Source organism: Streptomyces sp. GLSS-08 (assembly GCF_056387915.1).
Genome location: NZ_JBWJAQ010000008.1, coordinates 354,550 through 368,936 on the forward strand (window position 1 = coordinate 354,550; position 14,387 = coordinate 368,936).

Annotated in this window: 13 protein-coding genes; 7 read left to right on the forward strand and 6 right to left on the reverse strand. The window is 72.1% G+C overall.

What is annotated here, in order from left to right:
- Positions 1–10: 10 nt before the first annotated feature.
- Positions 11–523 (forward strand): metallophosphoesterase family protein, encoded by a 513-nt coding sequence (locus tag AC0ZLC_RS17420; RefSeq protein ID WP_476752869.1) that lies wholly within the window; start codon positions 11–13, stop codon positions 521–523.
- Here AC0ZLC_RS17420 and AC0ZLC_RS17425 read toward each other — a convergent pair.
- Positions 520–2,763, reverse strand: a complete 2,244-nt coding sequence (locus tag AC0ZLC_RS17425) for a glycoside hydrolase family 9 protein (RefSeq protein ID WP_476752870.1) — start codon at positions 2,761–2,763, stop codon at positions 520–522. The two genes, AC0ZLC_RS17420 and AC0ZLC_RS17425, sit on opposite strands and share 4 nt — an antisense overlap.
- A gap of 447 nt (positions 2,764–3,210) precedes the next feature.
- On the opposite strand from AC0ZLC_RS17425, the gene AC0ZLC_RS17430 reads away from it, so the two are divergent.
- The 3 genes from AC0ZLC_RS17430 to AC0ZLC_RS17440 all read left to right on the forward strand — a co-directional run bounded on the left by AC0ZLC_RS17430 (position 3,211) and on the right by AC0ZLC_RS17440 (position 5,165).
- Entirely contained in the window at positions 3,211–4,362 is a 1,152-nt protein-coding gene (locus tag AC0ZLC_RS17430; protein WP_476752871.1) for a L,D-transpeptidase, read from the forward strand.
- A gap of 321 nt (positions 4,363–4,683) precedes the next feature.
- Positions 4,684–4,854 carry a hypothetical protein gene (locus AC0ZLC_RS17435; protein ID WP_476752872.1) on the forward strand — a complete coding sequence of 57 codons (171 nt, stop codon included), beginning with the start codon at positions 4,684–4,686 and terminating at the stop codon, positions 4,852–4,854.
- Positions 4,855–4,940: 86 nt separating this feature from the next.
- Positions 4,941–5,165: a hypothetical protein gene (locus tag AC0ZLC_RS17440; RefSeq protein ID WP_358854697.1), complete on the forward strand. Its 225-nt coding sequence runs from the start codon at positions 4,941–4,943 to the stop codon at positions 5,163–5,165.
- A 333-nt stretch (positions 5,166–5,498) separates the two neighbouring features.
- Here AC0ZLC_RS17440 and AC0ZLC_RS17445 read toward each other — a convergent pair whose 3' ends face one another.
- A complete protein-coding gene (locus AC0ZLC_RS17445; protein WP_476752873.1) occupies positions 5,499–6,632 on the reverse strand; it encodes an XdhC family protein in 1,134 nt (377 codons plus the stop codon).
- Between the two features lie 33 nt (positions 6,633–6,665).
- Complete coding sequence (locus AC0ZLC_RS17450) at positions 6,666–6,845, reverse strand: hypothetical protein (protein WP_476752874.1); 180 nt, start codon at positions 6,843–6,845, stop codon at positions 6,666–6,668.
- 384 nt (positions 6,846–7,229) lie between these two features.
- On the opposite strand from AC0ZLC_RS17450, the gene AC0ZLC_RS17455 reads away from it, so the two are divergent.
- Both AC0ZLC_RS17455 and AC0ZLC_RS17460 read left to right on the forward strand, forming a co-directional pair.
- Positions 7,230–9,212 carry a GTP-binding protein gene (locus AC0ZLC_RS17455; RefSeq protein WP_476752875.1) on the forward strand — a complete coding sequence of 661 codons (1,983 nt, stop codon included), beginning with the start codon at positions 7,230–7,232 and terminating at the stop codon, positions 9,210–9,212.
- Between the two features lie 121 nt (positions 9,213–9,333).
- Complete coding sequence (locus AC0ZLC_RS17460) at positions 9,334–11,202, forward strand: cellulase family glycosylhydrolase (RefSeq protein ID WP_476752876.1); 1,869 nt, start codon at positions 9,334–9,336, stop codon at positions 11,200–11,202.
- Here AC0ZLC_RS17460 and AC0ZLC_RS17465 read toward each other — a convergent pair.
- Positions 11,195–12,448, reverse strand: coding sequence for a YncE family protein (locus tag AC0ZLC_RS17465; protein WP_476752877.1), 1,254 nt, complete (start codon positions 12,446–12,448; stop codon positions 11,195–11,197). The genes AC0ZLC_RS17460 and AC0ZLC_RS17465 overlap by 8 nt on opposite strands.
- A 186-nt stretch (positions 12,449–12,634) precedes the next feature.
- Here AC0ZLC_RS17465 and AC0ZLC_RS17470 point away from each other — a divergent pair, with 186 nt between their 5' ends.
- Entirely contained in the window at positions 12,635–13,354 is a 720-nt protein-coding gene (locus AC0ZLC_RS17470; protein WP_476752878.1) for a TetR/AcrR family transcriptional regulator, read from the forward strand.
- On the opposite strand, the gene AC0ZLC_RS17475 is transcribed toward AC0ZLC_RS17470, so the two are convergent.
- Together AC0ZLC_RS17475 and AC0ZLC_RS17480 are read right to left on the reverse strand one after the other, a co-directional pair.
- Complete coding sequence (locus tag AC0ZLC_RS17475) at positions 13,337–13,684, reverse strand: hypothetical protein (protein WP_476752879.1); 348 nt, start codon at positions 13,682–13,684, stop codon at positions 13,337–13,339. The genes AC0ZLC_RS17470 and AC0ZLC_RS17475 overlap by 18 nt on opposite strands.
- A partial coding sequence (locus AC0ZLC_RS17480; protein ID WP_476752880.1) for a cytochrome c oxidase subunit I occupies positions 13,681–14,387 on the reverse strand: 707 nt, incomplete at its 5' end. The genes AC0ZLC_RS17480 and AC0ZLC_RS17475, both read right to left, overlap by 4 nt.

Below are 14,387 nucleotides of genomic sequence, written 5' to 3' on the forward strand. Positions count from 1 at the left end.
CCCTGGCCTGGTGCGCCTGCTGCTGATGTCCGACACCCACCTGCCCAAGCGTGCCAAGGAGCTGCCCGCCCCGCTGCTGGCCGCGCTTCCGCGCGCCGACGTCGTGATCCACGCGGGCGACTGGGTCGACACCGCCACCCTCGACCTGCTGGAGTCCCGGTCGAGGGCACTGATCGGCGTGTACGGCAACAACGACGGCCCGGAGCTGCGCGCCCGTCTCCCCGAGGTCGCCCGCGTCGAACTGGACGGACTGCGCCTCGGTGTCGTCCACGAGACCGGTGGTGCCCAGGGACGCGAGCGCCGCTGCGCCGACCGCTTCCCCGACCTGGACGTCCTCGTCTTCGGCCACAGCCACATCCCCTGGGACACGAGGGCGGAGCCCGGGCTGCGCCTGCTCAACCCGGGCTCCCCGACCGACCGGCGCCGCCAGCCCCACTGCACGTACATGACCGCGCAGGTGGTTGGCGGCACCCTGACGGACGTCCGCCTGCACCGGTTGCCGCCCCGGGGAGCGACTGCCTAGCCCTGGTCCGCCACGAAGGACGCCATCCAGGCGAGGGCCGCGTTCCAGTTCACCGCGGTCTCGTTCGTCGACCAGGACTGGATGTCGTCGATGTAGCAGAACTGGCCCACGCAGCCCTTGAGCTTCTCCTGCGCGTACGGGTCCTGGAGGCTGGAGTTGGGCCCCCCGGCCAGCGTGCCCCTGGGCGGGTTCGGCAGGTCCGGGTCGAGTTCGTGCGCGTACCAGCGGCTGTGCTGGTTGAGCGCGGCGACCTCGCCGTATCCGGTCACGTACGACTGGTTCAGCGCGTTGCGGCCGAGGATGTAGTCCATGCTCTGCACCGCGCCGTCGCGGTACCTGTTCCGCCCGGTGATGTCGTACGCCGTGGCGATGACGACCGCGTTGTTCAGCACCTGACTGCTGGACCCCCAGTCGTAGTTGTTGCCGTCCGGGGCGTACGGCATGCCGTACGGGTGGGCGTCTAGCGTGGCCAGGTAGGCGTCGGCGGCCTTCGTCACCGACCGCCTGACCCGGTCGCGGCCCGGCAGCCTGCTCGGGACGGTCGCGAGGTCGATCCGGGCGGGCACCGCCGTCCTGGACCAGTCGAAGCCGAGGTCGCCGAAGACGTCGGCCGTGTGGAGCGGCGAGCCGAGGACGTGGTCGGCGAACTCCTTGTCACCGGTGGTGAGATACAGCTCGGCGGCAGCCCAGTAGAACTCGTCGCGCGCGTCGGCGTCGTAGTAGGCGCCGCCGCCGGTCCCGTCCGCCTCGGACGGATACGTGTCGGGGTGGGCCAGCGCGGCCGACCAGGCGGTCCTGGCGGCCTTGAGCGCCTCGGCCGCGAAGGCGCGGTCGTAGGGCCGGTACAGGCGGGCCGCCTGCGCGGCCGTCGCGGCGAGATTCAGTGTGGCCTGCGTGGTGGGTTGGTGCAGTTCGCGCTTCTGCGGGTCCTGGCTCGGCAGCAGCGGCAGGCCGGTCCACTGCTCGTCGTGGATCTTGCTGTGTGCCATGCCCGCGAGCGGTTCACCCGCGGGGACCTGCATCTTGAGCAGGAACTCCAGTTCCCAGCGCGCCTCGTCGAGGATGTCGGGCACCTTGTTGCCGCTCTCCGGGATGTCCAGCGTGCCGTCCCGGAGCCTGCCGGGGCTGCCGGTGCGGGCCAGGACCGCGCGCTCGTACGTGCTGAGCAGCTCCCAGGTGGCGATGCCGCCGTTGATCACGTACTTGCCGTGGTCGCCCGCGTCGTACCAGCCGCCGGTGACGTCCATCGTGTAGTCGCAGAGGCCGGGTTGGCACGGCACCCGGCCGTCACCCCGGTTCGGCGCGACGTCGACGTGGCCGGCGGGGCGCGCGTAGCCGGGGCGCAGCGAGTCGTCGATCGCGATGCCGCTGCGCTGTGTGTAGTAGTACTTCAGCGCGTCGACCCGCAGGCTCTCGTAGGCACCCGCGCCGATGTCGAAGGGGCGGCTGGTCTCCCCGTCGGCGACGAGGGTGAAGCCCTCGCCCCGTCCGCGGTAGGCGCCGAAGTCGATGGACTGGACGTTCTGGCCGGAGGACACGTCGGTGCCGCGCGGCACCGTCCGGCCGCGGGCCACGGCCTTGCCGCCGGCGTTCTTCAGCTGCCAGGGCAGCGGTCCGGTGGAATCGGTGACCAGCGTCGCGTTCTTCGGCCCGGCGGGCAGGTAGGCGACCTGGTTGACCCGCACGCGTGGTCCGGTGTCGGGCTCGTAGACCTCCGGCGGGACACCGCCCAGCAGTGACACGTCGTCCATGCAGAAGTGCCACGGGTCCGTGCTGCCGCCGAGCTGGAAGGCCACCTGGCCCTGGGGGGTGTCGACCGGCGAGGTGAACGTGTACGTGTACTCGTCGCCCGAGACGCTGACCGCCGGACTGGCCTCGAAGTAGGTGTCGTACGGCGACACCGACAGCCCCACGACGGCCCGTAGGACATGTCCCTGGGGCGCTCCTGACGCGGTGAATCCGAAGCGGTACGTCTCGCCCTTCACGAGGGTGATGTCGTTCTGGCCGATCGCGGCGTCCCAGCGGTTGGTGGTGCCGCCGGGCACGTCCGCGCACAACTGGCCCTCGGACAGCGCCGCCGTGACGTTGCTCGAGGTCCACCACGGAGCGCTCGAGGTGTCGAAGGTGCCGTTCCTGACCTGCTCGACCTCGTCGGCTCCGGCCGGTCCTGCGGGCACGGTGACGAGCGCCGTCGCGACGAGTGCCGCGACGGCGAGCAGGGTCGTTCTGCGTCGTTTCACTTCCGGGCTCCTTGGGGGAGGGGGAGGTGCGGGATGCCGACGCCCGCGGCCGGACCTCCGGGCCGGGCCTGCGGACGCCCGGATCGGGCTCAAGTGGCGTGGGAGCGCTCCCAATTGCCGTTGCGAGGGACTGTAGGGGCGCGGGGGAGGGATGGACAAGACGGGTGACGCGAGTTCCCCGTCGAGGGTGATGCGAGTTCCCCGTCACGGGTGGACCCGCCGTGCCCGTTCCGGACGTTCTTCGGCGGGGCGGCGGCTTGGGCGGGGCCCGCAGCTGTGAAGGGCCGTGCGAGGGGTAGGCGGTGGGCGAACCGAAACCGAACCGTACAGCGGCGGGCCGGCCGTGTGCCCGCCCCGCCGGTACCGCCGATGGAGGTGGTCATGGACCGAGCACCCGCACAGCGAAGGCCCGCCGGAACGTCTCCGGGACGACGGAAGGCCGCGTGCGTGGTCGCGTTGGCTGCCGCGGGGTCCATGGTCCTCGCGGCCTGCAACGGCTCGTCCGGCGACGACGGCAGACCGCGGGCGGGCGCGGACAGGATACGGATCGCTCCCGCGGCCGACGCCTCGTCCGTGCCGGTCGGCAGGAAGGTGACCGTGCGCGCGGGCAGCGGGAAGCTCACGTCCGTGAAGGTGACCGCCCCCGGCCCGGGCGCGCTGGACGGCGCGTACTCCAAGGACAGGGACGCCTGGACCTCCGCCGCCCGGCTGGCCCCCGGGGTGACCTACACCGTGGAGGCCAGGGCGACGGCGTCCGACGGCAGGAAGATCACCGAACGCCGCAGTTTCACCACCGCCGAGCCCCCGAAGGCGCGGACGTTCGTCGGTGAGTACAACGTCGAGCGGGGTGCGACCGTCGGCACCGCGCTGCCGGTGTCGATCGTCTTCAACAAGCCGATCCGCGACAAGGCCGCCGTGGAGCGGCGCCTGCGCGTCACCTCGTCCCCCGCGGTGGACGGCGCGTGGAGCTGGATGAAGGACCGCAACGGCAAGGACCGGATCGACTACCGCCCCCGCGCGTACTGGAAGCCGGGCACCGAGGTCACCCTGCGCATGAACCTCGACGGAGTCGGCGCCGGGGGAGGGCTCTACGGCACCCAGACCCGGAAGATCGGCTTCACCGTCGGGAAGTCCGTCGTCAGCACCGTCGACGTGGCGAAGAAGAGGCTGACGGTCACCGAGAACGGCAGGAAGCTGCGGACCCTGCCCGTGTCCACCGGCAAGAAGGGCTTCGAGACCTGGGACGGCACGATGGTGGTGCTGAGCAAGGTCCCCTCCCTCCGGATGGACTCGTCCACCGTGGGCATATTCGGCCGCGAGGCGTACGACCTCGGCAAGGTCAAGTGGGACGTACAGCTGACCATTTCAGGCACCTACGCGCACGCCGCGCCGTGGAACGAGGGCAAGTTCGGCCGGGTCAACGGAAGTCACGGCTGCATCGGCCTCAGCACGCAGGACGCCAAGTGGTTCTTCCAGCACGTCGACTACGGCGACCCGGTCACCGTCCGCAACTCCAAGGACACCGTGCCCCTCAACAACGGCTACGGGGACTGGAACGTGGACTGGGCCCGATGGCGGGCGGGCAGCGCCCTGCGGTGACGCCCGCGTGGACTGCGAGGGGCGCGACGGTCCCTCCGAGGGGCTGCGCCGACGCCGGCGCGGGGGCCGGATCCGGCATTCCCGGTGCGCCGTTCGGCGCATTCGCGGCGCGCTCCCGGCACGGGCGCGTGCCCATCCGGACCGCTTCTCGTATCGCGCCCTGTCGTGGTGCCGCCGCCAATAGGATCTAATGGGCAGCCGCACGCGAGGCGGGCAGATACCGGGCGGCATCGTTCGACAGCCCCGTCTTTGATCCGTGCGCCCCTCAACTCCGGATGGTTTTGGATGCCCGTCTCTCCTCAGCACGACTCCGCCTCTCCCGTGGAGACTCCCGCAACCGCAGGACCGCCGGCCGCGCCGCAGCACCACGGTCTGTTCCTCCAGCCGTGCTACACCGTCGACCTGCCGCCGCTGGACGAGGAGGAAGAGGCCTCCTACCCCGCCCCGTCGCGTCCCGCGAACCGGCCCCGCGGAGCGACCCGCGGCCGGTGACCGCCGCTCGCCCGGGCGGCCCGTGACGGCCACCGGGCGGACCTGCCGGGCTGCGCCGCCCGCGCCGAGAGGGCACTCTGGATCTCGTGGCCAACGCGATGATCGTCGTGCACCGGCCGTCGCGCAGCGGCGGCCGGCGGGTGAGCGTGCACAGGGACGGCCGGGACGAGGACCTGGGCCTCGCCCACTCCGACCACGACCTGATCGTGTTCCTGGAGGCCGCCGGCCTGCCCGACCCGGACGACCTGCTCGACGACCCCGGCCGGGTGGAGTGGCGCGGCGGTCCCCCGCACCGGTGGGACGCCGCGTAGGCGTTGCGGCTCCCCGGGCGCGGGCGGCCTGAACGCATCGGCGTCCCGGCGACGGGACTCCCCACTCGGCGGCGCGGCCGCCACGACCGGCGCCCGGACTCCCGCTCGGCGGGCCGCCCACCACGACTGGCGTCCGGCGTACGGGCTTCTGCTCGGCGGGGTGGCCTCCACCGACTGACGCCAGGCGTCCGGTCCCGTCCGGCGGTGCGCCCGCCCCACGGCTGTGCCCGGCGTACGGGCCTCCCGCTCGGGGTGGCCCCCACCGACCGGCGCCCGGCGTCCGGACCTCCCGCTCGCCAAGGCGCCCGCCCCACGACCGGCGTCGAGGCCCGGTCAGCCGGGCGCCGTCCCCGTCCGGTGGATCGCGCCGGTGGTGGCCGTGAGCGGTCTGCCGGTGCCGCCCCATCGCAGCGCGACGATCTCGGCGGCGACGGACACCGCCACCTCCTCCGGCGTACGGGCCCCGAGGTCCAGGCCCACCGGTGACCGCAGCCGGGACAGCTCGTCCTCGCGGAGCCCGGCTTCCCGCAGGCGCGCCATCCGGTCGTCGTGGGTACGCCGGCTGCCCATCGCCCCGATGTACGCGGCCGGACGGCGCAGCGCCTCCTGCAGCAGCGGTACGTCGAACTTCGGGTCGTGGGTGAGGACGCAGATCACCGTGCGGTCGTCGGTCTCCGTGCCGCTCAGTTGGATGTGCGGCCATTCGGCGACGACCTCGACCCCGTCGGGGAAACGCTGCGGCGTGGCGAAGACCGGGCGGGCGTCGCACACCGTGACGCGGTAGCCGAGGAAGCCACCGATGCGGGCGACCGCGGCCGCGTAGTCGATGGCGCCGAAGACCAGCATGCGCGGGGGCGGTGCGAACGAGTGCAGGAAGACACCGACGGAGTCCTCGCGGCGCTCACCCCGCGGCCCGTAGTGGCGCAGTTCCGACGTCCCCTGCGCCAGCTCGCCCCGGGCGTCCGCGGTGACGGCGACGTCCAGCCCGCCCGCACCCAGCGTGCCGAGGGTTCCCCCGGCGGGCCAGGCCTCCCCGCCAGGCCACACGGCGAGCGAGGCCCCGCGCGGAGCCGGTCCGCCGGTCACGGTGGCCACGGTCACCGGCCGTCCGGCGGCCACCGACTCGGCGACCGCCGAGAAGGCGGGGTCGTCCTCCGGGGAGACGCGGCGCACCAGCACGGTGATCTCTCCGCCGCAGGTCAGCCCCACGGCGAAGGCGTCGTCGTCGCTGTATCCGAACGTCCGCAAGTGTGCCTCGCCGCTCGTCACGACCTCGCGCGCCAGCTCGAAGACCGCGCCCTCGACGCAGCCCCCGGACACGCTGCCCACCACCTCGTCACCGGGGCCCACCGCCATGGCGGCCCCCGGATCGCGCGGCGCGCTGCGGCTGACGGCGACCACCGTGGCCAGGCCGAACGGCGACCCCTCGGCGTACCAGCGGCTCAACGCCGGGAGGATCTCACGCATCTCCCGCTCCTGTCGGCGCCCCGTGCGCCGCGCTCAAGGTGTGCCGGGGTCTTCGTCGTCCTCGTCGTCGCGCTCGCCCTCGGCCTGCGAGGGTGTGGTGAGGCCGGGGTCGGTGTGCCCGGTGTCGTGGGTGCCGTGGGAGGACTCGGCGGACGGGGTGTCCGTGCCGGTGTCCGGCTCGCCCTCGGCCTGGGACGGGGTGTGGTCGGTCATGATCAGCCTTCCGGTCGACCGGGCGCCGCTCCGGCACGTGCCGTGTCCTTGAGGTCCGTCCGGCGCCGAGGGACACGTGTCCTGGTACGTCCGTCCGGCGTACCGGGGGACGTCGGTTCGCTTGTGGGTCCGTGCCGCTCCGCCGCCTGCAGGGGCGGCCGGCTTCGCACCCGTCACGTCGTGCGCTGTGCGGGTACCCCTGCGGCCACGGCTCACCCGCGCCCGGAAGGATCACCTCGGGCCCGCGAAAATCCGTTGCCCTCGCCCGCCGCCCCCTGCTGCACTGCTCGTGACCAGCCGTCCCGGACCAAGGAGCACCCGTGCGCGAAGCGTTCATGTCCACCCGCGAAGGAATGACCATCTCTTCCAAGGACATGATGCTCAGTGCCCACCCTGAATCTTGGCATTCTCGCGCACGTCGACGCCGGTAAGACCAGCCTGACCGAGCGGCTGCTGCACAGCGCCGGGATCATCGACGAGGTCGGCAGTGTCGACGCCGGCAGCACCAGAACCGACTCCCTCGCCCTGGAGCGGCAGCGCGGCATCACGATCAAGTCCGCCGTCGTCTCCTTCCCGGTCGGCGGCCTCACCGTCAACCTGATCGACACCCCCGGCCACCCGGACTTCATCGCCGAGGTGGAGCGGGTGCTGGGCGTGCTCGACGGGGCCGTCCTGGTGGTCTCGGCCGTGGAGGGCGTCCAGGCGCAGACCCGCGTGCTGATGCGGACCCTGCAGCGACTGCGGATCCCGACGCTCGTCTTCGTGAACAAGATCGACCGCGGCGGGGCCCAGTACGGGCCGCTGCTGGAGCGCCTCGCGGCGAGGCTCACCCCGGCGCTCGTCCCCATGGGCGAGATCGGCGCGGCGGGCACCCGGGCCGCTCACTTCCTCCCGTTCACGGCGCCACGACTGCGGGGTCCGCTGCTGGACCTGCTCGCCGGGCACGACGACGCCCTGTTGTCCGCGTACGTCGAGGGCGAGGTGTCGGACGAACGGCTCCGGGACTGCCTCGCGCGCCGGGCCGGCCAGGCCCTGGTGCATCCCGTGTACTTCGGCTCCGCCATCACGGGCGCCGGCGTCGCGGAGCTGGTCGCCGGGGTCGAGGAGCTGCTGCCCGCCGCCCGGGGCACGGCGGACGGCCCGGTCGCAGGCACCGTCTTCAAGGTCGAGCGAGGCCCGGCGGGTGAGAAGATCGCGTACGCGCGGATGTTCTCCGGCACCCTGCGCACGCGCGACCGGGTCGCCCACGGCGACGGCGCGGAGGGCAGGATCACCGCGATCAGCGTGTTCGAGCACGGCTCGGTGGTCCGGGTCCCGTGCGTCGCCGCGGGACGGATCGCCAAGCTCCGGGGTCTCGGGGACATCCGCATCGGGGACAGGTTCGGGCAGTCACCCGCGGCGGGGGCGGAACACCATTTCGCGCCGCCGACGCTGGAGACGGTCGTCGTCCCCCGCCGGCCCGGCGACCGGGCCGCCCTGCACGTCGCGCTCACCCAGCTCGCCGAGCAGGACCCGCTGATCGCGCTGCGGCGGGACGAGCTGCGGCGGGAGACCTCCGTATCGCTGTACGGGGAGGTGCAGAAGCAGGTCGTCCAGGCGACGCTGGCCGACGAGTTCGGGCTCGACGTGACCTTCCGGGAGTCGACCACCATCTGCGTCGAGCGGCCCGTCGGCAGCGGGACCGCGGTCGAGTTCAACGGCAGGGAGCCCAACCCGTTCCTCGCGACCGTCGGGCTGCGCGTCGACCCGGCGCCGGCCGGCTCCGGGGTGCGGTTCCGGCTCGCGGTGGAGCTCGGCTCGATGCCGTACGCCTTCTTCAAGGCCGTCGAGGACACCGTGCGGGAGACCCTGCGGCAGGGCGTCCACGGCTGGCAGGTCACCGACTGCACGGTGACCATGACGCACTCGGGCTATTCACCCCGTCAGAGTCATGCGCACCAGCGCTTCGACAAGAGCATGTCGAGCACCGGCGCGGACTTCCGCGGACTGACCCCGCTGGTCCTGATGAGCGCCCTGCGGCGGGCGGGCTCCCGGGTGCACGAGCCGATGCACCGCTTCTGCCTGGAGGCACCGCCGGACACGCTGCCGGCGGTGCTGCCCGTCCTCGCGAGGCTGCGGGCCGTGCCGGAGTCGACCGGGACGCACGGCGCGACGAGCGTGCTCCGGGGCCGCGTCCCGGCGGCCTCGGTCCACGAACTGGAGTCGCTGCTCCCCGGGTTGACGCGGGGTGAGGGCGAGCTGGAAGCGGCGTTCGACCACTACGCCCCCGTGACGCGGGGGACCGTCCCGGAGCGGCCGCGCACCGACCACAACCCGCTCGACCGGAAGGAGTATCTGCTGAAGGTGACCCGGCGGGTGGGCGGCTGAGCGCGGGACGAGCGTCCTGGCGTTCCGCAAGGGCGCCGGGCCCGACGACCGGTGACACGAGAACCTTACCGTGGAGTCAGGGGTGTTGACGGCGTCAGGAGCGGGCGGGACTGTTGTGAGCATGACGAAGTTGCGCGCACGTCTGCTCGGCGTCCTCGTCCTTCTCTCCGGCTCCCTCGCCACGGCGGGCGCCCAGCCCGCCGCGGCGGAGGATGTGCCCGGCGCCCTGTGGTTCGACGAACCCGCGGCGGCCACCCTCACGGTCGACCACGGCCGCTTCACCGACGGGCTCGGCCGCGAGGTGGTGCTGCGCGGCTACAACGTCTCGGGTGAGGCGAAGCTGGAGGAGAACGGCGGCCTGCCCTTCGCCTCGGTCGCCGACGCGCGGAAGTCCGCGACCGCGCTGCGCGCCCTCGGCGGCGGCAACTCCGTCCGCCTGCTGCTCTCCTGGGCGCACGCCGAGCCCGTGCGGGGGCAGGTGGACGCGGCGTACCTGGCCGCCGTCACCGATCAGATGCGTGCCTTCCTCGACGCGGGGATCCGGGTGTTCCCCGACTTCCACCAGGACCTCTACTCCCGTCACCTCTTCGACGCGGACAGCTGGTACAGCGGCGACGGCGCCCCCGAATGGGCCGTGGACGCCGGTGACTATCCCGACGAATCCTGCGGGATCTGTCTCTTCTGGGGCCAGAACATCACCCAGAACCAGGCCGTGCAGCGAGCCACGTACGACTTCTGGCACAACGCGAACGGCATCCAGGACGCCTTCCTCGGCACCGCGCAGAGCACGATGGAGTATGTCCGCCGGCACCTCACCGCCGCCGAGTTCGCGGGCGTCGTGGGCTTCGACCCGTTCAACGAACCGTACGCGGGCACATACGACTCCGGGCAGACCAGCCGCGCCTGGGAACGCGACGTGCTGTGGCCGTTCTACGAGAGGTTCCGGGCCCGGATGGACGCGGCGGGCTGGCAGGCCAAGCCCGCCTTCGTCGAGCCGAACCTCTTCTGGAACGCCAATCTCGACTTCCAGAAGCAGGAGGGCGGGCTGCTGGACGCCGGACGGCTCGGCCCGCGCTATGTCCTCAACACCCACTTCTACGACCAGAAGGCGATCTCCGGCGTCTTCATGTGGGGCAAGGCCCGCGACGGCCAGTACGCGGCGGACCTCGGGGCGGTGCGCGACCGGGCCTCGGCAGCCGGTACGACTGCCCTGGTCAGCGAGTTCGGCCACCCGCTGGCCGGCTCGGTCGCGGACAAGGCTCCCACGGTCCTCAAGGCCATGTACCAGGCGCTCGACTCCCGTCGCCCCGGCTCCACCTGGTGGTCCGACCCGGTCTCCTCGGGCCCCGTCCTGTCCGGCACGCAGTGGCAGTGGGACCTCTACAACGGCCGCCACCACGAGCTGATGAACGGCAACCCCGGCAAGGTCCTCACCGCCGGCGACGCCTGGAACGACGAGGACCTCTCCGCGGTGGCGCTCGACGACTCAGGACGTGCCGTCCTGCGCCAGGACGCCCGCCTGCTCGACCGCCTCTATCCGAGCGCCACCGCGGGCACGACGGCCGCCTTCACCTACGAGGACCGCTCCCGGGACGGCTCGGCCACCCTGACCTGGAACCCCGTCCCGAGTGCGCTCCCGAAGGTCTCCCAGCTGGTCGGCTCGGGCCAGTACGGACTCCTGGTCTGGCGCTCCGACGGCACGGGCGCCCCCACGGAACTCCACCTGCCGGCGTCCTTCCCGGCGTCCGGCACCACGGTGGTCTCCGACCTCGGGGCGACGACCGCGCCGCCCGCGTACACCCGGACCACGCCCGTCGCGGTGGCCCCCGAACCGGGTGGCACCGGAGCCCGCCGGCTCCTGCTCACCGCCCCCGGCCCGGGAACCGTGCACTACGCCCTGGTCACCAACGGCGCGACGGCACCGTCCGGCGACCTGCTCGCCGCGGCCCGGGCGGAGCTGGCGTCCTGGGCGGCGCAGAAGTTCAGCTAGCGGACGGACCCGTCCAGTTCGCCGGCACGCGGGCCAGGCGTACGCGCTGCGGGTGGTCGCCGACCGTCACGGACGCCGTCCTGCGGCCCGTGGCGAAGTCGATCGACGTGACCCGGTCGGCGCCGCTCTCCGAGACGACGCAGGACCTGCCGTCGCCGCTGACGGTCGCCCAGTAGGGCTTGGAGGCGGTGACGAGCGGGCCCTCCTGGAGGGTGGCCCGGTCGACGACGGTGGCGTAGTCGTCCATCGTGCCGGCGACGCACAGCTTGGTGCCGTCGGGACTCATCGAGATGCCGTGGTGGCGGGAGTCGTTGACCCAGGTGGTGCGGTCGGTGCTGGTGGCGGGGTTCTTCGGCAGGGTCTTCACGCGGGTGATCCGGTCGCCCGCGACGTCGTACTCCAGGAAGCCGTTGAAGAACGACACCTGGAAGTACAGCTTGGACTCGTCGGGGCTGAAGACCGCGGGCCGGACCGCGTCGGAGTAGTCCTTGAGGCCGATCGCGTCGAGCCGCTGCCGCATGTCGACGACCTTGACCTGCTTGAAGGTGGTCGCGTCGACGACGGTGATGCGGCGGTCACCCTTCGTCCAGTCCAGCCACGGTTCGTCCAGCGCGGTGTTGACGTCCCCGATGGCCATGTTCCAGATGTGCTTGCCGTCGCGGGAGAAGACGTTCTCGTGAGGTTTGTCGCCGGTGGCGAAGGAGCCGACCTGTCTGCCGGTGACGATGTCCAGGACGTGCACGGTGTTCGCGGTCGAGGCCGAGACCGCGACGCGGGTGCCGTCGGGGGAGACGGCCATGTGGTCGGACCGGTAACCGGACACGCGGAAGCGCCAGTTGATCCTGCCGGTGGCGAGGTCGATCGAGACCACGTCGGCGAAGCTCGGACGCGAGACGACCATCGACGAGCCGTCGGGCGTGGCGTACATGTCGTCGACGAGCTGGTCGTGACCCTCCCCGACGCCGTTGCGAATGCCGAGGAAGTACGCCCACTTGACGGGATCCGCGTTGATCTCCGCCATGCGTGCCTCCTTGTCGGGCACGACATCGACGCGGCCGATCCTCCCGAGGTCGCCCGTGGACTCGATGACGTCGGCGGTGCCGTCCCAGTTGTTCCCCACGAACATCACCTCGCGCAGTGCGGCGGAGGCGTCCTCGGGGGTGGCGGCCGTGGCGGCGGTGCCGCACAGGGCGAGGGCCAGTGCGGTGGCGAGGGTGCAGAGGTGCCGTGATCGGGGGGCAGGCATGGCGGGTCCCTGTCGTAGGCGGGGAATTGAATGGCGAGAACATGACAAGAGCGACTCTGAACACGCACGCGTTCAGAGTTGACTTACTGGAAAGTAAGGAGAGGGGTGCCCTCTCCACAAGACTGCGGACACGACAAAATCGACGACGGACGGGACCGGATCGGCCCTCCGGTGAGGGAGGCACGGGTGGCGGGCAGGCTGAAGCAGCCGACCGGACGGTACGGCGGCAGGTCCGCCGAGGAACGGCAGGCCGAGCGGCGCCGGCGCTTCCTCGACGCCGCGCTCCAGGTGTTCGGCGACCGTCCCGGCTTCCGCTCGGCCACCGTCGCCGCGCTCAGTGAGGAGGCGGGCCTGTCGACACGCCAGTTCTACGAGGAGTTCCGCACCCTGGAGGACGTGCTGGCCGCGCTGCACCTCCAGGTCAACGACTGGGCCGAGGAGGCGGCCCTGACGGCGCTCGCCGAAGCCGGGGAACTGCCGCTCGCCGAACGGGCCGCCGCGGTCTTCCGGGCCTACGCGGCCGACGTCACCGCCGATCCGCGCCGCATCCGCATCACGTTCGTCGAGATCATCGGAGTCAGCCCCGCCCTGGAGGAACAGCGGCTCGCCCGCCGTGCCCGATGGGTGGACCTCATCTGCGCCGAGGCGGACGCCGCCGCCGCCCGCGGCGAGGCGGCGGTCCGCGACTACCGGATCGCCGCCACGGCGTTCATCGGCAGCGTCAACGGCCTGCTCCACGACTGGAGCGCAGGCCGGGTGGACGCCACCCTCGACCAGGTGGTCGAGGAACTCGTCCGCCAACTCCTGGCCATCCTGCGCCCGTCGGGCTGGTCCCCGGAGGCCCACCGGGTCCGCTTGCCGGGCAGCGGTCCGCTCCCGTCGCGCGGGTCACCGCGGGCCGAGTGAGACGACCAGGACGACGACACCGGCCGTGACCAGCGCCGCCCCGGTGAACAGGCGGCGGCGCAGGGAGCGGTACACCGCCGCGTACTCGGCGCGCAGTTGTGCCGCACGCCGCGCCGTGTCCTCCCAGGAACGGCGGGTGCGTGCGAGGTGGTGTGCGGCGTACCGGGTCTCGACCTCCGCCCGCTGGGTGTCCGTGAGCCACCACAGCGGGCGGGTGAAGCGGGCGGCGTCGGCCCGGCCCTCGGCACGCGCGGCCTCGATCAGGAGATGCCCCTCCAACTCGCTGATCAACACTTCGGGGTCCAGGGGACGGTCGTCCATGGCGGTCATCGCGGTTCCGCCCGCGCTCCGGTGTGGCGGCCGCCCGGCGAGCCCGGCAGCACGCCCGCGGCGGCGGCGGTCTCCGGGTGGTGCAGGTCGAACGCCGGGGATTCGGAGCGGATCCGCGGCAGGGTGAGGAAGTTGTGCCGCGGCGGCGGGCAGGAGGTCGCCCACTCGAGCGAACGGCCGTAGCCCCACGGGTCGTCGGCCTCGATCTTCTTGCCGTACTTGGCGGTCTTCCAGACGTTGTAGAAGAACGGCAGGAACGACAGCCCGAGGAGGAAGGAGAAGACGCTCGACACCGTGTTGAGAGTCGTGAGCCCCTCCACCGCGAGATAGTCCGGAATGCGGCGCTGCATGCCGTTCGCGCCCAGCCAGTGCTGCACCAGGAACGTGCCGTGGAACCCGATGAACAAGGTCCAGAAGGTGACCTTGCCGAGGCGCTCGTCGAGCATCCTGCCGGTGAACTTGGGCCACCAGAAATGGAATCCCGCGAACATCGCGAAGACGACCGTGCCGAAGACGACGTAGTGGAAGTGCGCCACCACGAAGTACGAGTCCGAGACGTGGAAGTCCATCGGCGGCGAGGCCAGGATCACGCCGGTCAGACCGCCGAAGGTGAAGGTGATCAGGAAGCCGGTGGCCCACAGCATCGGGGTCTCGAAGCTCAGTGACCCCTTCCACATCGTGCCGATCCAGTTGAAGAACTTCA

Coding starts and splice junctions, on each gene's coding strand:
- AC0ZLC_RS17450 (WP_476752874.1), bottom strand. CDS start 6,845: ATGACCGACCACACCCCGTCCCAGGCCGAGGGCGAGCCGGACACCGGC.
- AC0ZLC_RS17460 (WP_476752876.1), top strand. CDS start 9,334: ATGACGAAGTTGCGCGCACGTCTGCTCGGCGTCCTCGTCCTTCTCTCC.
- AC0ZLC_RS17445 (WP_476752873.1), bottom strand. CDS start 6,632: ATGCGTGAGATCCTCCCGGCGTTGAGCCGCTGGTACGCCGAGGGGTCG.
- AC0ZLC_RS17475 (WP_476752879.1), bottom strand. CDS start 13,684: ATGACCGCCATGGACGACCGTCCCCTGGACCCCGAAGTGTTGATCAGC.
- AC0ZLC_RS17465 (WP_476752877.1), bottom strand. CDS start 12,448: ATGCCTGCCCCCCGATCACGGCACCTCTGCACCCTCGCCACCGCACTG.